Source organism: Pleomorphomonas oryzae DSM 16300 (assembly GCF_000422965.1).
Lineage (GTDB): Bacteria > Pseudomonadota > Alphaproteobacteria > Rhizobiales > Pleomorphomonadaceae > Pleomorphomonas > Pleomorphomonas oryzae.
Window position 1 is genome coordinate 286,220 of the sequence record NZ_AUHB01000004.1, and the last position, 24,468, is coordinate 310,687.

The 24,468-nt window shown below is 64.2% G+C and carries 18 protein-coding genes; 7 read left to right on the plus strand and 11 right to left on the minus strand.

Annotated elements, in window-relative coordinates:
- Positions 1 to 54 precede the first annotated feature (54 nt).
- Positions 55 to 2,073, plus strand: coding sequence for a HAMP domain-containing methyl-accepting chemotaxis protein (locus G522_RS0109020; RefSeq protein WP_026790760.1), 2,019 nt, complete (start codon positions 55 to 57; stop codon positions 2,071 to 2,073).
- Positions 2,074 to 2,172: 99 nt separating this feature from the next.
- On the opposite strand, the gene ccmB is transcribed toward G522_RS0109020, so the two are convergent.
- Both ccmB and ccmA read right to left on the minus strand, forming a co-directional pair.
- Positions 2,173 to 2,832 carry a heme exporter protein CcmB gene (gene ccmB / locus G522_RS0109025; RefSeq protein WP_026790761.1) on the minus strand — a complete coding sequence of 220 codons (660 nt, stop codon included), beginning with the start codon at positions 2,830 to 2,832 and terminating at the stop codon, positions 2,173 to 2,175.
- Positions 2,833 to 2,840: 8 nt separating this feature from the next.
- Entirely contained in the window at positions 2,841 to 3,482 is a 642-nt protein-coding gene (gene ccmA / locus G522_RS0109030) for a heme ABC exporter ATP-binding protein CcmA (protein WP_245586626.1), read from the minus strand.
- Positions 3,483 to 3,794: 312 nt separating this feature from the next.
- Here ccmA and acnA point away from each other — a divergent pair, with 312 nt between their 5' ends.
- Complete coding sequence (gene acnA / locus G522_RS0109035; RefSeq protein WP_026790763.1) at positions 3,795 to 6,491, plus strand: aconitate hydratase AcnA; 2,697 nt, start codon at positions 3,795 to 3,797, stop codon at positions 6,489 to 6,491.
- Positions 6,492 to 6,602: 111 nt separating this feature from the next.
- Here the strand turns inward: acnA and G522_RS26220 are convergent, their stop codons facing one another.
- Entirely contained in the window at positions 6,603 to 7,883 is a 1,281-nt protein-coding gene (locus tag G522_RS26220; RefSeq protein WP_051228470.1) for a methyl-accepting chemotaxis protein, read from the minus strand.
- 533 nt (positions 7,884 to 8,416) lie between these two features.
- Here G522_RS26220 and G522_RS0109050 point away from each other — a divergent pair.
- Positions 8,417 to 9,448, plus strand: a complete 1,032-nt coding sequence (locus tag G522_RS0109050; RefSeq protein ID WP_026790764.1) for an aspartate-semialdehyde dehydrogenase — start codon at positions 8,417 to 8,419, stop codon at positions 9,446 to 9,448.
- A gap of 56 nt (positions 9,449 to 9,504) precedes the next feature.
- Here G522_RS0109050 and G522_RS0109055 read toward each other — a convergent pair whose 3' ends face one another.
- The 4 genes from G522_RS0109055 to G522_RS0109070 all read right to left on the minus strand — a co-directional run bounded on the left by G522_RS0109055 (position 9,505) and on the right by G522_RS0109070 (position 14,307).
- Positions 9,505 to 10,041 (minus strand): GNAT family N-acetyltransferase, encoded by a 537-nt coding sequence (locus tag G522_RS0109055; RefSeq protein ID WP_036838732.1) that lies wholly within the window; start codon positions 10,039 to 10,041, stop codon positions 9,505 to 9,507.
- A 131-nt stretch (positions 10,042 to 10,172) separates the two neighbouring features.
- The gene (locus tag G522_RS0109060) at positions 10,173 to 10,922 is read right to left on the minus strand and encodes a Bax inhibitor-1/YccA family protein (RefSeq protein WP_026790766.1); all 750 of its coding nucleotides are present in this window, start codon (positions 10,920 to 10,922) and stop codon (positions 10,173 to 10,175) included.
- Between the two features lie 134 nt (positions 10,923 to 11,056).
- Positions 11,057 to 13,615, minus strand: coding sequence for an ABC transporter permease (locus G522_RS0109065; protein ID WP_026790767.1), 2,559 nt, complete (start codon positions 13,613 to 13,615; stop codon positions 11,057 to 11,059).
- On the minus strand, positions 13,612 to 14,307 hold the full coding sequence (locus tag G522_RS0109070; RefSeq protein WP_026790768.1) for an ABC transporter ATP-binding protein: 696 nt from the start codon (positions 14,305 to 14,307) through the stop codon (positions 13,612 to 13,614). The genes G522_RS0109065 and G522_RS0109070 overlap by 4 nt, the downstream gene beginning before the upstream one ends.
- A 191-nt stretch (positions 14,308 to 14,498) precedes the next feature.
- Here G522_RS0109070 and G522_RS0109075 point away from each other — a divergent pair, with 191 nt between their 5' ends.
- From G522_RS0109075 to G522_RS0109085, 3 genes are read left to right on the plus strand one after another with little or no spacing between them, the layout of a single operon-like run.
- A complete protein-coding gene (locus G522_RS0109075; RefSeq protein ID WP_156886883.1) occupies positions 14,499 to 15,059 on the plus strand; it encodes an arylesterase in 561 nt (186 codons plus the stop codon).
- Between the two features lie 42 nt (positions 15,060 to 15,101).
- Positions 15,102 to 15,635, plus strand: a complete 534-nt coding sequence (locus G522_RS0109080) for a DinB family protein (RefSeq protein ID WP_026790770.1) — start codon at positions 15,102 to 15,104, stop codon at positions 15,633 to 15,635.
- A 20-nt stretch (positions 15,636 to 15,655) separates the two neighbouring features.
- Positions 15,656 to 16,708, plus strand: a complete 1,053-nt coding sequence (locus G522_RS0109085; RefSeq protein WP_026790771.1) for an aldo/keto reductase — start codon at positions 15,656 to 15,658, stop codon at positions 16,706 to 16,708.
- Between the two features lies 1 nt (position 16,709).
- On the opposite strand, the gene G522_RS0109090 is transcribed toward G522_RS0109085, so the two are convergent.
- The 4 genes from G522_RS0109090 to G522_RS26225 form a co-directional block, all read right to left on the minus strand.
- A complete protein-coding gene (locus G522_RS0109090; RefSeq protein WP_425414051.1) occupies positions 16,710 to 17,123 on the minus strand; it encodes a DUF2794 domain-containing protein in 414 nt (137 codons plus the stop codon).
- A gap of 88 nt (positions 17,124 to 17,211) precedes the next feature.
- On the minus strand, positions 17,212 to 21,960 hold the full coding sequence (locus G522_RS0109095; protein ID WP_026790773.1) for an NAD-glutamate dehydrogenase: 4,749 nt from the start codon (positions 21,958 to 21,960) through the stop codon (positions 17,212 to 17,214).
- Positions 21,961 to 22,155: 195 nt separating this feature from the next.
- The gene (locus G522_RS0109100) at positions 22,156 to 22,470 is read right to left on the minus strand and encodes a hypothetical protein (protein ID WP_026790774.1); all 315 of its coding nucleotides are present in this window, start codon (positions 22,468 to 22,470) and stop codon (positions 22,156 to 22,158) included.
- Positions 22,471 to 22,582: 112 nt separating this feature from the next.
- Positions 22,583 to 23,464 carry a YihY/virulence factor BrkB family protein gene (locus G522_RS26225; protein ID WP_036838622.1) on the minus strand — a complete coding sequence of 294 codons (882 nt, stop codon included), beginning with the start codon at positions 23,462 to 23,464 and terminating at the stop codon, positions 22,583 to 22,585.
- Between the two features lie 130 nt (positions 23,465 to 23,594).
- Here G522_RS26225 and G522_RS0109110 point away from each other — a divergent pair, with 130 nt between their 5' ends.
- The gene (locus G522_RS0109110) at positions 23,595 to 24,422 is read left to right on the plus strand and encodes an inositol monophosphatase family protein (RefSeq protein WP_026790775.1); all 828 of its coding nucleotides are present in this window, start codon (positions 23,595 to 23,597) and stop codon (positions 24,420 to 24,422) included.
- Positions 24,423 to 24,468: the final 46 nt, after the last annotated feature.

Below are 24,468 nucleotides of genomic sequence, written 5' to 3' on the forward strand. Positions count from 1 at the left end.
TCGGCCAGCGCGAGCTAAAAAATGGAAGTTTCCGAGCACTCGGGGGTAGAAGCGATGGCGCGTCTGTTTAATAATCTGTCCATCGGCTCCAAAGTATTCGTAGCCTTCGCGCTGGTCATTGCGTTGCTCATTACCTGTGCCGGTCTATCGCTTTTCTCGATCAGCTCCTTCGAGCGCTCCTTCGGTCAGCATCGGAGCCGCGTCAGCGAGGTAGAGCTGACGCGCGACATCGACTATGCGTTCCTGGATCTCACCGCCAAGGTTGATGCCTATTTGGTCGCCGGCAACGAAACGGCCCTCTCGGCAGCCAAGGCCGCCGCCGAGACCACGCGCACCTCGATCACCAACGCTGCCAGCCAGATCGAGCAGGGTGTCCGCAAGGACAACATGGCCGCCATTGCCTCGTTGTTCGACAATTACAGCGCGGTATTGACCAAGCTCGTCGACCTCAAGACCAGCCAGCAGAAAATCGTTCACGACAGCGTCGAGCCGCTCGGCGAAAAACTGAAGAACGACATGCTGTTCTTCTCGTCCAAGGTCGACAAACTGGACAAGCCTGAGATCATCCCCATCGCCACCAAGGCAACCGAGCAGTACAACGCCGGTCGTCTCGCGGTCTACAAGCTGCTGAACAACGGCACGGCCGACGACCTCAAGGCGGCGGACGCCGGCTTCAACGGCCTTGTCCAGCGCCTCAATCTGGTGATCAAGGCGGTCGGCGAAGGACAGGAAGCCGCTCAGCTCGGCAAAGTGCTGAAGTCCGCCACCACCTATCAGGATGCCTATCACCAGGCCAATCAGATCTCCGCCGATCTCCGCACCCTGACGTCCAAGGACCTGCTCAACGCCTCGACGGCGATTGCCGACAAGGTGGCGGGCGTCCGCTCCGCCGCCTCGGTCGAGTCGACGGCGATCGGCGTTGCCACCACCGGTCTTCTCGACACCATTCGTCGCATGCTGCTGATCGTAGCCGGCGTGTCGGTCGTCGGTGCCGTGGTGCTGGCCTTCGTGATCGGCCGTTCGATTTCCCGCCCGGTTGTGGCGATCTCGCACGCCATGGGACAAGTGTCCGATGGGGACCTCAAGACGGTGGTCCCCGGTCTCGGCCGCAAGGACGAGGTCGGCGTCATGGCCGAAGCTCTCGAAGTGTTCAAGACCAGCCTCGCCCAGGCGGCCGACGCACGTGCCGCACGCGAGGCCGATGCGGCGGCACAGGCCGAGCTGCGGCGCGCCGAAGTGCACCAGCTTGCCGATATGTTCGAACAGACCGTCGGCGGGATCGCCTCGTCGCTCGCCGCCGCGGCCGGCCAGCTCAACGGCTCGGCTCAGACCCTCTCCCAATCGTCGACCGACGTGACGCAGAAGGCATCGACCGTGGCCGCCGCTTCTGAAGCGGCCTCGGCCGGCGTAGGCACCGTCGCAGCCGCCGCCGAGGAACTGGCGTCGTCGATCACCGAGATCGGACGGCAGGTCAACGAATCGACCGAAGTGGCTTCGAAAGCCGTAAATGATGCCTCCGAGACGGCAGCCAAGGTGCGGGAGCTGTCGGAAGCCGCACGGAAGATTGGCGCGGTGGTCGATCTGATCAACACCATTGCCGGCCAAACCAACCTTCTCGCGCTCAACGCCACCATCGAGGCGGCGCGCGCCGGCGAGGCGGGCAAGGGTTTTGCCGTCGTCGCCGCCGAGGTGAAGCAGCTCGCCGACCAGACCGCCAAGGCGACCAGCGAAATCGGCGCTCAGGTGGCAGCCATCCAGGCTTCGACGGCCGACTCCAGCGACGCCATCATGCGCATTACCGAGACCATCGGCCACATTTCCAAGGTGTCCAACACGGTGGCCGGCTCGGTTCGCGACCAGGGCATGGCCACGCAGGAAATCGCCGATTCGGTTCAGAAGGCGGCCGCAGGAACCAGTACGGTGGCGAGCAACATCGTCGAGGTCGGCGAGGCAGCCAGCGAATCGGCCTCGGCCGCCCAGGAGGTGCTGCATGCCTCCGACGCGCTGTCGGCCCAGGCCGAGCGTCTGCAGAACGAGCTCCAGCGCTTCCTGGCCACCATCCGGGCAGCCTGACCAAGCAATTCCAGCAAAAGTGGGAACCGGTTTTGCGCCCGGAATTGCGTGAACAATACAATAGAGCATGTTGGTGAACCTGAGTTCAGCAACATGCTCTTAGTCCAGTCCATTTCTGAGCGCAGCGGCGGTGGCGATCGGCGAGATCGCCGCCGCCGTCAGCGTTAGGGCGACGGTGAGAAGGAAGGGCATCCGAAAGGCGGCGGGATCGTAGGCGACGGCGGTAGCCGCCGCCACGCCGAAGATCAGCACCGGTACGGCAAACGGCAGCACCAGGATCGGCAACAGCAGGCCGCCACGCCTGAGCGACACGGTGAGACCGGCGCCGATTGCCCCGAGCAGCGTCAGTGCCGGCGTGCCGACGAGAAGGGTCGCCACGGTGGCCAGTGTCACATCGGCAGGCATGGCCAAGAGCAGTGACAGGAAAGGCGCCGCAATGACCAGCGGCAAGCCCGTTGCCGTCCAGTGAGCCGCCACCTTGACGACCACCAGAAGTTCCAGCGACCGGCCGGAAGCGACCATCAGGTCGAGGGCGCCATCGTCGCGGTCGGCTTCGAACAGTCGATCGAGGCCAAGCAGGGTGGCCAGCAGCGCCCCGATCCACAGGATCGCCGGGCCGAGGCGTGACAGCAGGTTGAGGTCAGGGCCGATGGCGAAGGGAAAGATCGTCACCACGATCAGATAGAACAGCACGCCCATCATGGCGCCGCCGCCGATGCGGACGGCAAGGCGCAGTTCGCGGATATAGAGGGCGGTCAGCGGAGACATCAGACGGTCTCCCCGGCGACCAGGCGAAGCGAGCGGGCGCCGGCCAGATCAATGGCAAGATGGGTCGCCGCGATGACGGCGCCACCGACCTTGAGGTGATCAGCCATGAGAGCGACGAGGCTCGCCTCCGACGCGGCGTCCAGGGCGGCGGTCGGTTCATCGAGCAACCAGAGCGGCCGCCGCACGGCGATAAAGCGGGCTATGGCAAGGCGTCGCCGTTGTCCCGCCGAGAGATACGCCGCCGGCAGACCGGCAAGATCGAGAAGTCCGACGCGATCGAGGGCCACATCCACCGATGCACCGCCGTCGGCTCCGAGAAAATCTCGCCAAAACCCAAGGTTCTCGCCGACTGTCAGTGCCGGTTTCACGGCATCGCGGTGGCCGAGATAATGGATGTGACGGCCGACCTCGTCAGAATCCTCCACGCCGTCCGCCAGAAATCGCACCCACCCTTTCGCCGGCCGGCTGAGACCGGCGAGCGCTCTCAACAGCGTCGATTTACCAACACCGTTGGGACCGGTGACCAACACCGCTTCACCGTCAGCGATTGCAAAATCGATTCCCTCGATCACCCGACGACCGCCGCGGTCGACACAGAGCGCCTCCACGAGGAGGCGGAAGGGCTGAAAAGGCAGGCTCACGGGTATCTCCGGCTTGGGCGGCGTCTTTTCCCAATAGAGCATCGCGACTGGAGGCGTAAGCCGCTTTCGTTTTCCAGGCCGGACGAACGGACGCCGACCATGGAATGAAGCGCCATGTGGTAGAATTTCGTACACAAGGTCTGGTGAGGCGCCACCTTATTCTCTATAAGGCGCAAGGAAGTCTCCGGTCACCATATGACCATTACGTAAACGTCAAACAGCTCGCCGGCGGCGAGGACCCTGCCGAACGGATGCCGGCGCACCGCCGTCCGTCCTTGGCAAGGCGCCCCCGGCACGGAAAGGGGCCTGTGCATGCCGTCGCTCGACAGCTTCAAGTCTAGAAGAGAACTTCAGGTCGGTTCGAAGACCTATGTCTACTACGACCTGAAGGCGGCGGAGGAGAACGGCCTAGCCGGGATCTCGCGCCTGCCGGTGTCGCTGAAAGTCATCCTCGAAAATCTGCTGCGCTTCGAGGATGGCCGCTCGGTGACCGAAGAGGACATCCGGGCCATGGCTGCCTGGCTCGACAACAAGGGCATGGTCGACAAGGAAATCGCCTACCGGCCCGCCCGCGTTCTGATGCAGGACTTCACCGGCGTGCCGGCCGTCGTCGACCTCGCCGCCATGCGCGATGCCATGGTCGCCCTGGGCGGCGATCCCGGCAAGATCAATCCGCTGGTTCCCGTCGACCTCGTCATCGACCATTCGGTGGTCGTCGATTATTACGGCACCACCTCGTCGCTGGCCCAGAATGTCGCCCGCGAATACGAACAGAACATGGAGCGTTATAACTTCCTGAAATGGGGCCAGAACGCCTTCCACAATTTCCGCGTCGTGCCGCCGGGAACTGGCATCTGCCACCAGGTCAACCTCGAATATCTGGCCCAGACCGTATGGACCAACGAAGAGGACAAGGTCACCTACGCCTATCCCGACACCTGTGTCGGCACAGACAGCCACACCACCATGGTCAATGGCCTGTCGGTTCTCGGCTGGGGCGTCGGCGGCATCGAGGCTGAGGCCGCCATGCTGGGCCAGCCGGTTTCCATGCTGATTCCCCAGGTGGTCGGCTTCAAGCTGACCGGCAAGGTGACCGAGGGCGTGACCGCCACCGACGTGGTGCTGACGGTCACCCAGATGCTGCGCAAGAAGGGCGTTGTCGGCAAGTTCGTCGAGTATTTCGGCCCAGGCCTCGACAGCCTGACGCTGGCCGACCGTGCGACCATGGCCAACATGGGTCCGGAATACGGCGCCACCTGCGGCTTCTTCCCCGTGGATGCCGAGACCATCCGCTATCTGAAGTTCTCCGGCCGCGCCGATGATCGCGTTGCCCTGGTCGACGCCTATGCCCGCGCCCAGGGACTCTATCGCACCGCCGAAACGCCCGATCCGGTGTTCACGGACATTTTGGAACTCGATCTCTCCACGGTCGTGCCATCGCTGGCCGGTCCCAAGCGGCCGGAGGGCCGGGTATCGCTCAGCGATGCCAAGGCCGGCTTCACCGCCGCCATGGAAACCGAATACAAGAAGCTCACCGACATCGGCACACGCTATGTCGTAGAGGGCGGCAACTTCGACCTGGGCCACGGCGACGTGGTGATCGCCGCCATCACCTCCTGCACCAACACCTCCAACCCGAGCGTGCTGGTCGGCGCCGGTCTGCTCGCCCGCAAGGCGCGGCAGAAAGGCCTCACCGTCAAGCCTTGGGTGAAGACGTCGCTGGCGCCCGGCTCGCAGGTCGTTGCCGAATACCTCAGCAAATCAGGTCTCCAGAAAGACCTCGACGCGCTCGGCTTCAACTTGGTCGGCTTCGGCTGTACCACCTGCATCGGCAACTCCGGTCCGCTGCCGGAGGCGATCTCCAAGTCCATCAACGACAACGGCATCGTCGCGGCTGCCGTTCTCTCGGGTAACCGCAACTTCGAGGGCCGCGTTAGCCCCGACGTGCAGGCCAACTACCTTGCCTCGCCGCCGCTAGTCGTTGCCTATGCGCTGGCCGGCAGTGTGCAGAAGGACCTTTCGACCGAGTCGCTCGGCACCGGCTCCAATGGCGAGCCGGTCTATCTTCGCGACATCTGGCCGTCGAGCCAGGAGGTGAACGAGACCATCTCCGAGTTCATCACCGCCGGCATGTTCAAAGAGAAGTACGCCGACGTGTTCAAGGGCGATGAGCGCTGGCGCGCCGTCGAGGCGGGGATCGGCCAGACCTACGGCTGGAAGCCCGGCTCGACCTATGTGCAGAATCCGCCCTACTTTGCCGGCATGACCATGACGCCGCCGCCGGTTACCGACATCGTCGGTGCCCACATCCTTGGCCTGTTCGGCGACAAGATCACCACCGATCACATCTCGCCGGCTGGCTCGATCAAGGTGGCGAGCCCGGCTGGCCAGTATCTCACCGGCCATCAGGTGCGACCGGCCGATTTCAACCAGTACGGCACGCGCCGTGGCAACCACGAAGTGATGATGCGCGGCACCTTTGCCAACATCCGCATCAAGAACAACATGGTGAAGGACGACGCCGGCAACGTGGTCGAGGGTGGCTGGACCATCCATCATCCCTCGGGCGACCGCATGTACATTTACGACGCCGCGATGCGCTATCGTGAGGAAGGTGTGCCGCTGGTCATCTTCGCCGGCGTGGAATACGGCAACGGTTCGTCGCGTGACTGGGCCGCCAAGGGCACCAACCTTCTTGGCGTCAAGGCAGTGATCGCCGAAAGCTTCGAGCGCATCCACCGCTCCAATCTGGTCGGTATGGGCATCGTTCCGCTCACCTTCGAGGAAGGAACCAACTGGCAGAGCCTCGGTCTGACCGGCGAGGAGACAGTGACCATCGAGGGCATCGCCGACGTCAAGCCGCGCCAGACGCTGACGGCCAAAATCACTCGGACCGACGGCGCGGAGATCAACGTGCCGCTCCTCTGCCGCATCGATACGCTCGACGAGCTCGACTACTACCGGAACGGCGGCATCCTGCACTACGTGCTGAGACAGCTCGCCGCCTGAGAAACGGCCGGCCGGCTCCATATGCCGGCCGGGACCAGCTGAAGGCTCATGGCATCAATAGGAAAGGCCCACCTTTGCAGGCGGGCCTTTTTTCACGACTGGGCTTGGTTGTCAGGCCCGCTTCACGCCCTGCAGGAAACGGTCGACCGTCGAGCGCAGGCCACCGGCCTCACCGGACAACGCCTTGGCCGAGGTCAGGACTGCTTCGGCCGCCTTGCGCGTCTCCACCGAGGCATGGGCAACACCATTGGTGTTGCTCGACACCTTTTGGCTTGCCACCGAAGCCTGCTGGATATTGGTGGCGATGGCGGACGTGGCGCGCGATTGCTGTTCCACCGCCGCAGCGATGGCGCCGGCGATCTCGTTGATCTCGCCGATGCGCGTGGCGATGCCGCCGATGGCGCCCACGGCCTGGTTGGTTGCCGCCTGCACGGCGCCGATCTGCGAACCGATCTCGTCGGTGGCGCGGGTCGTCTGATTGGCGAGCGCCTTCACTTCCTGGGCGACCACCGCAAAACCCCGCCCCGCCTCGCCGGCCCGCGCCGCCTCGATGGTGGCGTTGAGGGCGAGAAGGTTGGTCTGGCTGGCAATGCCATTGATCAGGCTGATCACCTCGCCGATCTTGGCGGAGCTCTCCACCAATCCCTTGATGATCTCGTTGGTGTGGCGCGCTTCTTCGTTGGCGGCGCTGGAAATGCTGCTCGACTGATGAACCTGCCGGCCGATTTCAGCGATCGACGCCGATAGCTCCCCCGCCGATTCCGAAACCACACTGACGGCCGCCGAGACTTGCTCCGAGGCAGCGGCGAGTTCGGTGAGCTGGCGGTTGGTCTGGTCGGCCGAACCCGACATCGCCTGCGACGACGATTCGAGCTGGTCGGCAACTTGCCCCACCGTGCCGAGCGCCGACGAGACGTTGCGATCGAAGTCGACGGTGAGCCGCTGCAGCATCGACGCCTTGGCGTTCCGCGCCTCCTCCTCGCGCCGCGCCTCACGCTCCCGCAGGGCACCGGAGAGATCGGCGAGATTGGTGAGAACGACTGGCTGGCCATCCACCTTGGACAGAATGAGTGTCACCAGAACCGGGAAGTCGGTGCCGTCGGCGCGGCGATGCATCCACTCGAAGCGCTTGTAGCCGGCGGTCATCGCCTCGCGGATCAGCGCCTCGGATTTGGCGCCTGACGGCTGGCCATCGGGCTGCGTTGGCGGCGACAAGGCCGCCGGCGTGCTGGCAGTCAGCGCCGCCTTCGAGGACAGGCCGAACATTTTGACCGCGGCGGCGTTACACTCGATGAACTTGCCATCGGCGATGACCATGACAGCATCAGGTGTGCTGTCGAAAAAGTTGATCTTGATCCTCTCGGAGGAAGTCCTGCGTCCGAACAGCGACATGCTCGCCTCGCCTCAAATCCATATGTCCCACAAACGGGAATCATAGAGTGGTCTACAACCCAGCAGGTAAAGGATTGCTTGTTTTACCTCATGCATGGCACGTGATCTGCCTAGGTAGTAGTGCGGAGAAGTCTCGGATATGCCTTGGAAAACAGGGCGACACGCTCACTGCGTGATGGGCTGGCCATCCCATGCACCCGTCCCGATTCGTCTTGACCCGCCCTGCCCTTTCGGCCATAAAGCCGGACATTCGAGAGAGGAATGGTCCATGTCGTTCGCGAATGGTTCCCGTCAGGCGGTTTTCGCGCTGGGCAATGTCCCGGCCGGGCTTGCCATGACGAAAACGGCGACGACGAAAACGACCACGACGTGATCGACGCTTCCTCGCCCCGCACCGTCGTCCTCGGGGTTGGAGGAGGCGGATGGTGGCCTCCTCGAACGTCTCCCTGACAGACTGAAGAGCGACCGGCCGCCAAGCAAGGCGGGGGACGACTTTTACGGCGCAAGCCACACTTTCAGAAGGTCAGTCCAACATGGGTTACAAGGTCGCTGTGGTCGGTGCCACCGGAAACGTGGGCCGCGAAATGCTTTCGATCCTCGCCGAGCGAGGCTTTCCTGCCGACGAGGTGATTGCCGTCGCGTCGCGCCGGAGCCAGGGTACCGAAGTGTCGTTCGGCGACAAGACGCTGAAGGTGCAGGCGCTCGAGCACGTCGACTTCTCCGACGTCGACATCTGCGTCATGTCGGCCGGCGGATCGATCTCCAAGGAATGGTCGCCGAAGATCGGCGCTCAGAAGTGCGTCGTCATCGATAATTCCTCGGCTTGGCGCTACGACGAAGACGTGCCGCTGGTCGTTCCGGAAGTGAATGCCGATGCCGTCGCCGGTTTCACCAAGAAATACATCATCGCCAATCCCAACTGCTCCACCGCCCAGCTGGTCGTGGCGCTGAAGCCGCTGCATGACAAGGCCCACATCAAGCGCGTGGTCGTGTCGACCTACCAGTCGGTGTCGGGCGCCGGCAAGGACGCGATGGACGAGCTGTTCACCCAGACTCGCGCCATCTTCGTCTCCGATCCTGTCGAAGCGAAGAAGTTTCCCAAGCGCATCGCCTTCAACCTCATTCCGCATATCGACGTCTTCATGGAAGACGGCTTTACCAAGGAAGAGTGGAAGATGATGGCGGAGACCAAGAAGATCCTCGATCCGAAGATCAAGCTGACCGCCACCTGCGTGCGCGTGCCGGTGTTCGTCTCCCATTCGGAAGTGGTCAACATCGAGTTCGACCAGCCGATCAGCGCCGACGAAGCCCGCTCGATCCTGCGCGAAGCTCCCGGCTGTCTCGTCATCGACAAGCATGAGCCCGGCGGCTACATCACCCCCTACGAGGCAGCCGGTGAAGACGCCACCTACATCTCCCGCATTCGCGAGGACATCACGGTGGAGAACGGCCTGACCATGTGGGTGGTGTCCGACAATCTCCGCAAGGGCGCCGCGCTCAACGCCGTGCAGATCGCCGAGGTGCTGATCAATCGCGGCCTCTTGAAGCCCAAGAAGGCCGCCTGAGCGCTATAGCAGCATGATTTATGAGCCGTCGCGATACCCTCGCGGCGGCTTTTGTTTTAGCTTCGCGAGAGATCGCCGGGCGCCGAATGCTCGCCGTCGCCCAGCGCCCGCTGCATCAGCACCTGATCGAGCCAACGATCGAACTTGTAGCCGAGCGCCGGGGCGACCCCGACAAGCGTGAAGCCGAGAGCGGCGTGCAGTTTGCGCGAACCGACATTGCTGCTATCGCCAATCACCGCAATCATTTGCCGGAAGCCACGCCGGGCGCAGTCATCGATGAGTGCCTGCAAAAGGCGTTTGCCGATGCCTTGCCCCTGGCGGGTTGGATCGACGTAAATCGAGTTCTCGACGGTGTAGCGGTAGGCGAGGCGCGGCCGGTAGGCGCTCGCGTAGGCATAGCCGGCGAGAACCCCGCCCATTTCGGCGATGAGATAGGGATAACCGCCGCCGGTGATGGCCTCGAAGCGCTTCAGCATCTCAGCGTCACTGGGTGGTTCGAGCTCCCATGAAGCGGTGCCGGTGCGGACGGCCTCTTGATAGATGGCAGCGATCGCAGAAATGTCGGCTGCGCGGGCGGGACGAATAGTCAGCATGGTCGAGTCCGGAACGATCGGCGCCATGGTGCGCCGGACCCTAGATCGCACGCTCAGGCCTCTGTCTCAAACGAAAACGGCGCCGGGAAGACCCGGCGCCGCATCTTTAGTCAGGACCTCTTCAGTTCTCGTCAGCGGCGGTCGCCCATCAGGCGAAGCAGCATGAGGAACAGGTTGATGAAGTCCATGTAGAGATTGAGGGCGCCCATGATCGCCTTGCGGCCCATGGTCGTGCTGTCGTCACCCTCGTAATACATCTCCTTGATGGTCTGCGTGTCGTAGGCCGTCAGACCGGCGAAGATGCCGACACCGATGATCGAGATGGCGAACTGCATCGCCGACGACTGCATGAACAGATTGACCAGCGAGGCGATGATCAGGCCGAACAGACCCATGATCAGGAACGAACCCATGGCGCTGAGACTGCGCTTGGTCGTGTAACCATAGAGGCTGAGGCCGGCGAAGGCGGCGGCCGAGATGAAGAACACCTGTGTGATCGACTGCTGGGTGTAGACCAGGAAGATCGACGACAGCGACAGACCCATCAGGGCCGCAAAAGCCCAGAACAGGCCCTGCGCCACCGGCATGCTGAGGCGCTGGATACCGAAGGAGAACACCATCACCAGACCGATGGGGGCCAGCATGACCAGCCACTGCAGCGGGCTGGTATAGAGGGCCGCGCCAAAGGAGGTCAGGGTGATCGGATCCCAGGTCGCCACAGCGGCATTGGCGGCCAGAGCCGCCACGCCACCGGTCACGGCGAGACCGATTGCCATGTAGTTATAGACCGACAGCATATAGCTACGGAGACCCTGATCGATCTCCGCGGAATAGGCCCGGGAACCGTAGCCCGAGGGGATGTTGCGTTCAGGGAATGCCATTGGCGTCTTGATCCTTCTCTAGAAACTCAAGGCTATGGGGAGGACGAGCCTCCCCTGCCCGAGAAGACAATATGGGCGCACACCGGGGAAAGCTCAAGGGCGGCACCCGAGCAGCCGCCGAACATGACGAAGATTTAAAGATTCCGCAGAATGGGCGCCGCCTTGGCCGACAGCGCCCGGAAGGTGCCGAGCAGGCCGAGCCCGATGGTCAAAACGAGCGCCACGGCCACCGCGCTCATTGCCACCCAAGGATTGAAGTCGACCGGCACGTCCATGATGCCGGTCAGTACACCCCAGGCGGCCGCCGCGCCGGCTATCAGCGCGAAAATGGCGGTGAGAAGACCGAGCGCCGCATATTCCAGCGCGAAAGCCAGGAGAACGCGGGCGCGCGTCGCTCCGAATGTCTTGAGAAGGACGGCGTCATAGACGTGCTGACGATGGCCGGACGCCAGAGCGCCGGCCAGCACCAGCACCGAGGCGGCAAGCGCGATCGACGCGGCGGCACGGATCGCCAGCGTCAGCGAGGACACCAGATCATTGACGGTGGCGAGCATATCCTTGACACGCACCATGGTCGCCGTCGGGAAGGCGGCGACCACCGCTTTGATCAGCCGCCCCTCGGTTTGCCGATCGCCACCACCTGGCAAGGCCGCCGTCGACAGCACTGAATAGGGAGCTCCGGCAAAGGTATTCGGCGAGAATACCATCACGAAGTTGATGCTGAGCGATTGCCATTCGACCTTGCGCGTGCTGGCAACCTTGGCGGTAATCTCGCGACCGAGCACGCTGACGGTGACCGTGTCGCCGATCGAAAGACCGAACTCGCGTGCCAGCTGATCTTCAAAGGACACCAGCGGCTCGCCCTTGTAATCCCTAGGCCACCAGGCACCGGAGGCGAGCACCGAATTAGCCGGCGGCTCGGCCGACAGCGTTATGCCCCGGTCACCCGAAAGCGCCCAACGCGCACTCTCGGGCGCGTCGATCCTGTCGACCGGAACGCCCTTCAGCGCAGTGATGCGGCCGCGCAGCATCGGCACCGTCTCAAGCGTTGTGCCCGGCACCGTCGCCTCTACCAGGCGGGAAAAGGCATCGAGCTCGTTTGAACGGATATCCAGAACGAAGAAGGTCGGCGCCTTTGCCGGCAAGGTGGAGGTGAGCTGTCGCCTGAGGCCGGTGTCGATCAGCGCCAGCGCCACCATCAACGTCAGCCCCAGGCCAAGCGAGAGAACGACCGACAGCGTCAGGCCGCCGCGCCGATGAATATTCCGTAAGGCCAGACGGAACTCGGCAGAGCCAACTGCCGGAATGCGACCGGCCAACCGGCGGATCAATCCGGCGACACCCGTCAGCACGACGAAGATGCCTGCCATCGACAGCGCGAAGATACCCGCCACGAAGCGATCGGATGCGGCGGCTATGGCGAGTGCGGCGAGAAGCAGGATGGCAACCGCCGTCGTCACCACATAGGCACGGCGTGGCAGACGTCGCTCAGGCGCCACCTTCTCGCGGAAAAGCGCGCTAACCGGCACGTCGTGGGCTCGACCGAGCGACCAGATGGCGAAGGCGAAAGCGGTAAGGAAGCCATAGGCGGCGGCCAGCAGCAGTTCGCCCGGATAGACGCCGATCTTGATCGGCAGATCGAGCGCGGATGCAATCAGCCCCCCGGCGAAGAACGGCGGCACAAGGCCGAGAGCGAGGCCGAGCACCACGCCGATGCCGGCGATGACGCCGATCTCGATCAAATAGACGGTAACCACGAAGCGGCCCGGCGCGCCCACCGCCTTCAGCGTGGCGATCGTGTCGCGCTTCCGGTCGATGAACGCCTTGACCGCATTGGTGACACCAACACCACCGACGATCAGCGCGGTGAGACCGACCAGCGTCAGGAATTCCGAAAAGCGGTCGACATTGCGTTCCAGGCCCGGTGCCGCGTCGAGCCGGGTGGACACGCGCCGACCACTGTCGGATTGGGCGGCCTTGACTTCAGCGGCGATGGCGGCCACGGCGGTATCGGTCGTTCCATCGGGCAAGGCGATGCGCACCGTGGTTTCAACCAGGCTCCCCGGCTGAACGATGTCGGTTGCCGCGAGTGCTGCCCGGCTCATCATGACGCGCGGGCCGTAGGCGACACCGGTGCCGACCTGATCGGACTCCTTTTCAATCAGCCCTCGCACTTCGGCAGTCGCCCGACCGATGGCGATCCGATCGCCCACCTTCACGTCGAGACGGTCGGCAAGGATCGGTTCGACAACCACGCCAATCGCCCCATCCGCCGCCGGCCTAAGGGCGTCGGCAAGCCGACCGCCACCGTCGAGACGCAGCTCGCCGGCGAGCGGATAGGCGTCATCCACCGCCTTGATCCGGACGAGCGCCTGAGCCTCGCCGTCGGTGCGCCGCGCCATGGAATTGACCAGCGTCACCGTTGAAAGCCGACCGCGCGTGCCAAGAGCGGCCAGCACATCTTGGGGCGGCACCTCGCCACCGAAGCGCACCGCGATATCGCCACCGAGGATTTCCCGGCCCTGCAGGGCAATGCCCTCGGTGATCGCCCGGCTGGTCGAGCCAACGGCGGCAATCGCTGCGACACCCAACGCAATGGCGGCGATGAAGATGCGGAAGCCGGAAAGACCGCCTCGCGCCTCGCGGACGGCGAGACGGAAGGCCACCGGCCAGCCCGGCGCGCCGCCACTCATAGAACCGCCTCAGAGCGAATGTCTTCGACGATTTCGCCGGACCGCATGACAATGCGGCGATCGCAGGCATCGGCCAATGCCCGGTCGTGGGTCACCAGGATCAGCGTCGCCCCGCGCCGCGCCCTGGCTTCGAACATCAGGCGAATGATGTCGCGGCCGGTGTCGGCATCAAGGTTGCCGGTGGGTTCGTCGGCGATCAGGATCGACGGCTCCGGAGCAAGCGCCCGGGCAATGGCGACGCGCTGCTGCTCGCCGCCGGACAATTCAGCCGGATGATGATCGAGCCGGTGGGCGAGACCGACCGCTTCGAGCTCGGTGCGCGCCCGTTCGAAAGCGTCGCGCCGGCCGCTGAGCTCCAGCGGCACCGCGACGTTTTCCAACGCCGTCATGGTCGGCATCAGATGGAACGACTGGAAGACGATGCCGACGGAGCGACCGCGAAAGCGGGCCAGCGCATCCTCGTTCATGCGATCGAGCCGCTCGCCGCCGACCGTGACGACGCCGCCGTCGACCCGTTCGAGACCAGCGAGCACCATCAGAAGCGTCGACTTGCCCGAGCCCGACGGCCCGACGATGCCGACGCTGGTGCCGGCCTCGATGGAGAACGAGAGGTTTTTCAGGATATGGACACGAGCGGCGCCGTTGCCGAGACTGAGGTCGACGTCGGCCAGTGCGATGGCGGGATCGGGCAAGGACGGAACTTCCGGAGTTGGGGCGGGTTCAGGCACAGGTGACTTCGGCAGGGCTTGCCGAAGAAAGCCCGAGCCTGTCATATGGGCCGCCCGGAAACCATTGCAAGCAGGGTCAAAAGGCCGTGAGACATCGGATATTTGCGTTCGTTCTCGCCCTCTTCGCCTGCACTGTCAGCGCGGAGTCCAAACCCATGCGCATCGTCGCGCTCGGCGACAGTCTAACCGCCGGTTATGGCGTGCTTAGCCAAGAGGCCTTTCCCGATCGTCTGGAAGCCGCGCTCAAAAAACGTGGCTATGACGTCGACATCGTGAACGCTGGCGTCTCCGGCGACACGGTGGCCGACGGCCTTGCCCGTCTCGACTGGGCGTTGGCCGACGGCGCCGATGGCGTCATCGTCGAGCTTGGCGCCAACGACATGCTGCGCGGCCATGACCCGGCCTTGGTGCGCGAAAGCCTCGAGGAGCTCATGTCGCGTCTCGGTGAGACCGGCGCGCCCGTACTTCTGACAGGCATGCGAGCGGCACCCAACCTCGGCACCGATTATGCCGCCCGTTTCGATCCGATCTTCCCGGACTTGGCCAAGAAACATGGCGCCTTGCTCTATCCTTTCTTCCTCGACGGCGTCGCCGGCGATACCAGCCTCAACCAGGCCGACGGCATGCATCCCAACGCCGCCGGAGTGGAAATCATCGTCGACCACATCCTGCCCTCCGTCGAGGCACTGATCGAGCGGATCAAGAGCAAGGCCTGATATTCACAATCCTTCGGGCACATCGCGAGCGGGGGAAGACACGTGAGCAGCCTCGACCATTTTCGCCTGATGGCGTCCTACAATGCGTGGATGAACGCCAAGGTCTACGACGCCGCCGAGCGACTGACGGCCGACGAACTCGCGCGAGATCGCGGTGCATTCTTCGGTTCGATCCTCGGCACGCTCAATCATCTCGCGGCTGCCGACCTCATCTGGTTCGGCCGCCTTGCTGTCCATCCCCCGTTTGTCGGCCGCATCGATCTCACCGGGCTGCCGCAGCCGGCCAGTATTCGCTTCATCGTCTCCAACGATCTTTCCGAGTTGCGACCGATCCGCGAGCACATCGACCGATTGATCGTCGGTTTCGCCGACGGCCTGACCGAGGCCGACCTCGGCGGCATTTTCAGCTATCGCCGCACCGACGGCACACCGAACCGCAAGCTGCTGTCGTCGGTCCTGTCGCATATCTTCAATCATCAGACCCATCATCGCGGCCAGGTGACAACGCTGCTCAGCCAAGCCGGCATCGACGTGGGCGTCACCGACCTCCTGGCGCTCATTCCCAACATCGACTGATCTCAAAGAAAGCCCTTTTCATGCAGAAACGCCGCCTCGGCCGCTCGGATCTTTTCGTCACGCCCCTCTGCCTGGGCACTATGACCTATGGCCAGCAGACCGCCAGGGAAGGAGCCTTTGCCATCCTTGATCGTGCCGTCGGCTTCGGCATCGATTTCCTCGATACCGCAGAGATGTATCCGGTGCCGCCGAAGCGTGAGACACAAGGCGCGACCGAGACGATCGTCGGCGATTGGCTGGCTACCAACGGTCGTCGCCACGACGTCGTGTTGGCGACGAAAGTCTGCGGCCGCAGCGCCAACGATTGGTTCCGTGACGATGGCGCGCCGACCCGCCTCATCCGAGCGCAGATCTTCGAGGCCGTGGAGAAATCGCTCCGCCGGCTGAGAACCGACTACATCGATCTCTATCAGATCCATTGGCCAGACCGCGTGGTCTCCGACTGGGGGACGATGCCCTCGCGCTTCAAGCCCTTCGTCCCGGCCAATGACGAGACGGCCATCGAAGAGACGGCCGCCGCCTTCGCCGAACTCATCGCCGCTGGCAAGATCCGCCACTTCGGCCTTTCCAACGAGAGCCCCTATGGGCTGATGCGTTTCTTGGGCGCTGCCGAACACGGCGTCGGGCCGCGCCCCGTCTCGGTGCAGAACGCCTATAGCCTCGTCAATCGCACCTGGGAGGGAGGCCTTGCCGAGATCGCCCTTCGGGAGGAGATCGGCCTTCTGCCCTACTCTCCGCTGGCCCAGGGCTACCTTACCGGCAAGTATCGCAACGGCGCGCTACCGGCATCGAGCCGCAAGGCCCTGTACAATCGTCTGCAGCGCTATGAAAAGCCACATGCCGACGCGGCGATCGGCGCCTATGTCGACCTCGCCCATCGCTTCGGCGCCAATCCGGTCACCTTCGCCATCGCCTTTGCCATGAACCAGCCAACGGTGACCTCGGTGATCATCGGGCCGAGTGCCGAGGACCAGTTGACCAACAATCTCGCTGCCGCGGAGTTTGCGTGGACGGCGGACATGCAGGCGGCCGTCGACGACCTGCATCAGCGCTTCGGCAATCCCTGCCCCTGACTCATTCAGCGACAGAGAGCCAGGACTTGTCGATGACGCGCAGCACGCGGGCCAGCTCGCCGCCGCGCTTCAGGATCATGCCAGTCTGGGCGATCACCGAATAGGCGCCCTGCCGGCGGGCCAGTTTGGGATTTTTCTCGACACGATAGAGCGGCACTTCCGACGTGCGGCGGAAGATCGAGAAGACGGCGCGATCGGGAAGATGATCGATGGCATAGTCGCGCCATTCACCGGCGGCCACCATGCGGCCGTAGATCTTCAATATCTCGGACAGCTCGTGACGGTCGAACGCGACATAAGGCGTTTCGCGCGTTACCGGGCGGGCACCCGCCGGCGCTGGCGTTTGCGGAGCCCCGCGCGCCAGCGCGATCAGATTTGCCGGTTCGGTTGCTCCCTCGTTGATCTCGCCGCTCAAGCGCACCTCCGACGGTGATCGTCACGTCACCGTCATGATTGCGCCTGTCACCACCGAATGCAACGAAGAAACGCACCGGTGGCGGCGGTCATTCGGCAAGTTCGGCGATAAGTCCGGCTGCCACCGTCAGCTTGGCCACCGTCGGCGCACCGGCGAGCAGATCGCCGATGAGCTGTCTCAGGCGGCCGATGCGTGCTTCGCGGGCCGTTGTCCAGAGGTCGGCACCGCCCTCGGCAATCGCCGCGGCGACGATACGCCGGCGAGCGGCGGCGAAGGTGCGGCGAGCGATTTCCGCCGCCTGCCCCTCATAGAGATCGGTCGGCCGAACCACCGCCGACAGACGGGCGACGAGATCGGCGGCAATCGCCTCATCGATCGCCGTCATCACCGGTAACACCTCGTCGACGGCGCGGCCCACCTCTTCGCCGATGACGATGAGATCGAGGCTGCCGAGTTCGGCCGGCAGGCTGGCAAGACGGGTTGCCAGCGGCTCGGGCACACCGGCAGCAACCAGCTCCGGATCGGCCGCGCCAGCCGGTGCACTCTCGCGGAAGCGGCGTACACCGCTGGCAAGCCGTTCGATGGCGGCAGCGAGTTCGCCCTCAGGCGTCCCGTTCTGCGCCACCCACAATGCGGCGTCGGTGAGAAAATCGGCAACGCGGCGGCGGAGTTCCACCCAGACGGCGCCGGCAACCTTCCCCTCGAGAGCATCGATTTCAGCCGTTACCGCATCGGTACCAAAGGCTGCCGCGGCAACGACAAGCGCCCGCACAGCTGCCTCGGCATCGACCCCAGCCTCATCGTTGAGCCGGCTGACGAAGGTGGGTCCAGCGGCGTCCACGGCGGCACCGGCGACACGGGTCGCCAGGATATCGCGGGCGAGGCGATGAGCGGCGATGTCTTCGGCAAAACGCGTCCGCATGGCTTGCGGGAAGGCATGGGTCAGCCAATCGCCGAGGGCAGGATCATCGATCAACCGGCCGGCCAGCAGATCATCGGCCAGCATCAGCTTGGCATGCGCCATCAGGATGGCAGTCTCCGGCCGCGACAATGTCTCGCCGGTGGCGGCAAGACGGCCCGCCGTCACTTCGTCGGGAAGGCCTTCACGGTGTGGATCGAGCAGCCCTCGCTCGGCGAGCAGAGCCGAGAGGCGCATCAGGCGCGGCAGCTCGCCGGACCCACGCGCCCGCGTCACGGAAAGCGCAACCACTTGCCGGCGGCACAGCCGCAATACGCCGACGGCAATGTCGTCGGTCATGCTGGCCAGCAGCTCATCACGCTCGGCAAGCGTCAGCCGACCGGCGGCCATCGCCCGCCCGAGCGCGATCTTGATGTTGACCTCGGCATCCGAGGTGGCGACGCCACCGACGTTGTCGATGGCATCGGAATTGACGCGGCCACCGCGCCGGGCGAAATCGACGCGCGCTCGCGGCGTCATCCCGAGATTGGCGCCTTCGCCGACAACGCGTGCCCTGAGCTCGCGGGCCGGGATGCGAACGCCGTCGTTGGCGCGGTCGCCAGCCTCGACGTTGCTCTCGCCATCGCCCCGGACGAAAGTGCCGATGCCGCCGAAGAACAGAAGGTCGGCCGGCGCCCTGAGGATCGCAGCGACCAGCTCATCCGGACTGAGGCTTGCAGCCTCGATGCCAAGCGCCGCCCGAGCCTCGGCTGACAGTGTGACCGACTTTTGCGTCCGTGAGAAAACGCCGCCGCCGGTCGACAGACTCGCCGGGTCGTAGTCGGCCCAACTCGAACGCGGCAGGGCGAACAGCCGCCGTCGCTCGGCAAGCGCTGCTTCGACGTCGGGCATGGGATCGATGAAGATGTGGCGATGGTCGAAAGCGGCAACCAGCCTCAGCGACGGTGACAGCAGCATGAAATTGCCGAACACGTCGCCCGACATGTCACCGACGCCAACCGCAGTGAAGGAATCGGCTTCGGCATCAAGGTCCAGTTCGCGGAAATGCCGCTTCACCGCCTCGAAGGCGCCGCGCGCGGTGATTCCCATCTTCTTGTGGTCGTAACCGGCCGAGCCGCCGGAGGCGAAAGCGTCGGCAAGCCAGAAGCCCCGCGACAGAGCGATGCGGTTGGCAATGTCGGAGAAACTGGCTGTCCCCTTGTCGGCGGCGACCACCAGATAGGGATCGTCACCATCATATCGGACCATACCGACCGGCGGCACCACGGCATCGCCGATGATATTGTCGGTGAGGTCGATCAGTGTTCCAACATAGCGCTCATAGGCAGCAACACCGGCGGCCGCCCGCTCGGCACCGGTGGCAATGCGGCGGGCAACGAAACCACCCTTGGCGCCCACCGGCACGATCACCGCGTTCTTCACCTGCTGCGCCTTGACGAGGCCGAGAATCTCGGTGCGGAAGTCCTCCGGCCGATCCGACCAGCGCAGACCACCGCGCGCCACCTTGCCGAAGCGGAGATGGACGCCCTCGACATCGGGAGCATGCAGCCAGATTTCTGCAAAGGGATGCGGCGCCGGCAAACTGTCGATGCGCGCGCCATCGAATTTGAAAGCCATCACCGGATGCGGATCGCCGTCGATACCGATCTGGAAGAAGGTCGTGCGCGTCGCCGCCTCGATCAGGTTGGCCAGCCGCCGCAGAATGCGATCGTCGTCCAGGATCGGCACGTCCCTGAACGCCGCCTCGAGGTCACGACGCAGCGATGCGAGACGGGCCGGCCGATCGCCTGAGAAGGCCGGGTCGAAACGCGTGGTGAACAGTGCGATCAGGAGGCCGGCGACACCGGCGTTGCGCACCAGTGCCTCGGCAACATAGGCGTGGCCATGGGCGAGGCCGATCTGCCCGAGATAGCGGGACAGCGCGCGCAGCATGGCGATTTCGCGCCAGCCGAGGCCGGCGACCAGGGTCAGCGCGTTGAGCCGGTCGCTGTCGGCCTTACCAAGCCAGACCGCCATGAACAGCGCCTTCAGCCGATTGCCATCGCGGGCAAGGTCGACATCGCCGCCGTCGGCGCGGCGGAGCGCCATGTCGTGCAGCACGATGATCTCGCCCGGACGATCGATCTCAAAGGTCTTCTCCTCGAGAACCATGAAGCCCATGGCTTCCAGAACGGGTACCCGAGTTGACAGCGGCACCGGTCCACCACGATTCATCAGGCGCATGGAGACGCGCGGCGATGCCAGGCTGCCGCCGATCAAGTCCACCGCCGTCCAGCGCTCGCCAACGAACAGTTCGAGAAGCGTCACATCGGCCACCGCCGCCTCGGCATCATAGCTTGCCCGATAGGCCTCGGGGAACGCCCGCCCGTAGAGCTCGATCAGCTTGCGGCCGCGTGCCGGGCCGAACTTCGCCCTGCAGGCATCGGCGAAACCATCCCCCCAATTGCGGGTAATGCGGGCAACGGCTGCTTCCAGCTCGGTCTGAGCCACGGCGGGGGTCGGTCCCTCGTCGCGACCGATGATGTAGTGGACGCGGGCGAGCGGCCCTTCGGGGAAGGCGGGATAAACGGACGAGACGCGGCCGGCAAACGCTTCGGCCAGATAGTTGCCGATGGCAATCCGGGTATCCGTGGTGTAGCGGTCGCGCGGCACATAGACCAGAAGAGAGACGAAGCGATCGAACTTGTCGCGACGAGCCAACACACGAATGCGAGGCCGCTCGCCGAGCTCCAGAATGGCCAGCGAAAACTCCAGGAGCGTATCGAGGTCGGTCTGGAACAGCTCGTCGCGCGGGTAGCTTTCAAGGATGTTGCGCAGCGCCCGTCCGGAGTGACTTTCCGGATCGAAGCCGGCGCGGGCCATGGTCGTCCCCACCTTGCGGCGGAGATAGGGGATAGAATGGGTGGATCGGGTGTAAGCCGATGAGGTGAACAGGCCGAGCAGCCGGATCTCGCCGATCAGCCGACCATCGGCGGCATAGCGCTTGATGCCGACGTAATCGAGATAGGCGTGGCGATGGACGCGTGCCTTGACGTTCGCCTTGGCGACCATCAGCGGTTCGGTCTGCCGCAGAAACTCGGTGATCTCCGGCGTCACCTGCACCATTTCGCGACCACGGCGCAGCACGCGCACCGCGGGATCACGCAGCAGGCCGTAGCCGGCGCCGGCACTCAGAAGCGCTGGCAGTTCGCCGCCTTTTCCTTCGTCACCGACCACATATTCGCGGAGGCCCAGGAAGGTGAAATTGTCGGCGTTGAGCCAGTTCAGAAACTCGACAGCCTCGGCTATCGCCTCAGGCGGCAGCGGCGGGGGCGTGTGCCGATAGACGTTGATGACCGATTTGACCAGCGCCTGCATACGCGGCCAATCGTCAACGGCGGCCCGCACCTCCGTCAGCAGGCCATCGAGCCGGGTTTCCAACTGGGCGGCGGCAATGGCGTCCGGCAGTCGGGCGATGTGGATCTGAATGAAGCTCTCGCGGTTGGCGTCCAGGTCCTCGCCGATCGACAGCAGCCGGCCGCTCATGCCGCGCACCACCGAGAGAATCGGATGCACCATCAGGCGGACTTCAATACCGGCGTCGGTCAGCTCCTGCATCACGGAGTCGACCAGGAACGGCATGTTGTCGTTGAGAATGTCGACGACCGTCACTTCCTTGCGGTGACTGGCCTCGTCGTCCCAAACCGGAGTGTAGATGCGGATGGAGTGAATCCCCGGCACCCTGAGCGACAGGCTGGACATCGCTCCCTCGGCGAAGGCGATCAGCTCGCTCGCCGTGTAGGCGACGACATCCTCCGCCGCGCCTTTGCCGTAGAGCATCTTCAGGAGGCCGGCCAGTTCCGGCCTGCTGTCGCGGACGAGGAGATCGGCCGCCTCGTCAAGGCGCGCCTCTTTCAGCACTTCCATCACGCGCTTCATCGACAACTCCTGCCGCCCCGGACAGGCCAGCGCCAGCTGCTGCGCCACTCCGGCCGACCAGAACGAGACGCAACCGGAAGGGCGGCGGTAAAGCCGCCGCCCGAATTCTTGAGATATTCAGTCAAGCCTATGCGCGCGAGAATTCCAATTCGCGCTGTTGCGGACATGACGTGACCGATTCCATAGGAACCGACCTCATTCTCCCTCGTCGTCGAACTGGTCGATGTCGACGAGGAACATGATATTGGCGCCCTCCTCGTCGAATTCATCAGCCTCCTCGCCCTCGATGTCCTCCTCTTCGAAGTCTTCGATTTCACCGAAGGCGTCGATCTCATCCTCGGTGGCCGGACGAACGACAAAGGCGGAAACGCCGTCCCAAACCGGGGTGCCGGCGCTCGTGAAGCCGCGGACGTCGTCGAGAAAGTCCTCGCTCTCGAAGATTTCGCGCGCTTCCGCCTCGTCGGCGTCGGTGGTGGCAATCGCGATGCCGGCGATTTCGAGCGTGTACATGGCTGTCTCCCTGTTGTCCGAGCGAAAGGACCGGACCGATACTTGAGGGTTGGCGTGTTGACGGCCGCCGGCCGGGTTGGCCCGGCGGCGAAACCGCAGCCTACGGCTTCCCTCATGGCCAGAGGGATGTCAATGGTTCGTCCGACGAAGAAGTCTTTGCAAGCCGCCGCCGCCGCTCGCCGAGAGCGGCGTTGAGAGCGGCCCCATAGAGCAGAATGAGCGCCATCAGATAGAGAAAGACAATGGCCGTCATCACGCCGGCCAGGCCGGCGTAAGTCGAAGCATAATTGGCGAAATCGGCGATATAGAGCGAGAAGCCATAGGCACCGGCAATCCAGGCCGCGAGCGTCAGGATGACACCCGGCAGAATTTCGATGATGCTACGGTGCCCGGCTGGCAGCCAGAGATGGGAGGCCAACAGACCTCCGCCGGCGATCAGCAGCGTCAGGCCGAAGCGCAGGAGCGTCAGTGTCCAGGCGAAGTCATCGATGGCCGGCACGAGATGCACGAGCGCTTTCCACGCCACCGGCGCAAGAACCACCAGGAAGCCTATGGTCAGGAAGGTCAGCGTGCCCAGCAGCACGAAGCCGATGCTCTCGAGCCTGAGCCAGACGAAATTGCGATTCTCGACCATGCCGTAGGCGCGGTTGAGGCCGACCCGCATCGCCTCGACCCCCGACGAAGCGAACCAGAGCGCCAAAGCCACACCAAAGGTCAACACATCACCACGCGGTACCAGCAGCACATTCTTCACCTCGTTCGCGATGGGAGCGGCGATGCGGGCCGGCACGCTTTCGAAAAGCAATGCCACCACGGTGGCCGAAAGTGCGCTGAGATCGAAGAAGGCGGCGATCGCGGTCAGAAAAATCAGAAAGGGGAAAATGGCCATCAGGGAGGACAAGGCCACATGCGAGGCGATCGCCCAGCCATCGGCGGCGTTGAAGGTCAGAGCGGCCCGCCAGAACGGGCCGATGAAGCGACTAAGTGCCCGCACAGCGTCTCTCCCTAATTCCTTGAAGAAGGTGGGCGAAACGGGGCGAAATGCAAGGGCTTACCATAGCCTGCCGTCTTGCTCCCGTCGTGCTTTGGGTGCATTCCATCCTGCGGATAATCCGGAGTTCGCAATGACCGTCACCCGCCAGGACATCGATTTTCTCGTCGCCACCGCCAAGGCAGCGGCGGAGACTGAGATCATGCCGCACTTCTCGAACCTGACCGCCGCCGACATCAAGACCAAGGCTCACGCCTCGGACTTCGTGACCATCGCCGACGTCGCTGCCGAGGAACTGATCGAGAAACGTATCCGCGCCGCCTGGGGCAACGATTTCCTGTTCGTCGGCGAAGAGGTCATGGAACGTGAGCCGACACTGATCGATCGGCTGATGGAAGCCCCGCGCGCCGTCGTCGTCGATCCGATCGACGGCACCTTCAACTACGCCAACGGCGTTCCCGCCTTCGCGGTGATCATCTCGGTCATCGAGCGCGGGGAAGTCAAAGGCGGCATCATCTATGATCCGGTGCGCGGCGACGCCGCCTGCGCGATCGCCGGTGGAGGTGCCTTCCTCGCCGGCAATGGCCGGCCGGACCGGCCGCTCCGGGTGGCGCCGGCCGCGCCGCTTTCTGGCATGCAGGGCTGCGCCGGCTGGTACTATGCCACTCCCGAAGAGCGAGCCCGCCTGCTGGCCGGGTTTGGGCGCGTCTGGGGCACCATGAACTATCGCTGTGGCGGCCAGGAAATGCGGCTGCTCGTCGATGGCCGCATTCACTTCTGTTACTATCACAAGCTGTCGCCGTGGGATCAGTCAGCCGGCTGGCTGATCCACCGCGAAGCTGGTGGCTACTCGGCGCTGCTCGACGGGTCACCCTATCGGCCAGATCTCAGGAGCGGTGGCCTGTTGATGGCGCCGGATCAGGCCAGCTGGAACGAGCTTGCCACCGCGCTGCGTGGCTAATGGATCAAACACCACGACAATGAAAAGGCCGGCTTTCGCCGGCCAA

Excerpts from the sequence above, each read along its gene's own strand:
- acnA (WP_026790763.1), top strand. The coding sequence starts at position 3,795 with ATGCCGTCGCTCGACAGCTTCAAGTCTAGAAGAGAACTTCAGGTCGGT.
- G522_RS0109060 (WP_026790766.1), bottom strand. The coding sequence starts at position 10,922 with ATGGCATTCCCTGAACGCAACATCCCCTCGGGCTACGGTTCCCGGGCC.
- G522_RS0109095 (WP_026790773.1), bottom strand. The coding sequence starts at position 21,960 with ATGAAGCGCGTGATGGAAGTGCTGAAAGAGGCGCGCCTTGACGAGGCG.
- G522_RS0109110 (WP_026790775.1), top strand. The coding sequence starts at position 23,595 with ATGACCGTCACCCGCCAGGACATCGATTTTCTCGTCGCCACCGCCAAG.
- G522_RS0109100 (WP_026790774.1), bottom strand. The coding sequence starts at position 22,470 with ATGTACACGCTCGAAATCGCCGGCATCGCGATTGCCACCACCGACGCC.
- G522_RS0109050 (WP_026790764.1), top strand. The coding sequence starts at position 8,417 with ATGGGTTACAAGGTCGCTGTGGTCGGTGCCACCGGAAACGTGGGCCGC.
- G522_RS0109075 (WP_156886883.1), top strand. The coding sequence starts at position 14,499 with ATGCGCATCGTCGCGCTCGGCGACAGTCTAACCGCCGGTTATGGCGTG.
- G522_RS0109085 (WP_026790771.1), top strand. The coding sequence starts at position 15,656 with ATGCAGAAACGCCGCCTCGGCCGCTCGGATCTTTTCGTCACGCCCCTC.
- G522_RS0109020 (WP_026790760.1), top strand. The coding sequence starts at position 55 with ATGGCGCGTCTGTTTAATAATCTGTCCATCGGCTCCAAAGTATTCGTA.
- G522_RS0109055 (WP_036838732.1), bottom strand. The coding sequence starts at position 10,041 with ATGCTGACTATTCGTCCCGCCCGCGCAGCCGACATTTCTGCGATCGCT.
- G522_RS0109065 (WP_026790767.1), bottom strand. The coding sequence starts at position 13,615 with ATGAGTGGCGGCGCGCCGGGCTGGCCGGTGGCCTTCCGTCTCGCCGTC.
- G522_RS26220 (WP_051228470.1), bottom strand. The coding sequence starts at position 7,883 with ATGTCGCTGTTCGGACGCAGGACTTCCTCCGAGAGGATCAAGATCAAC.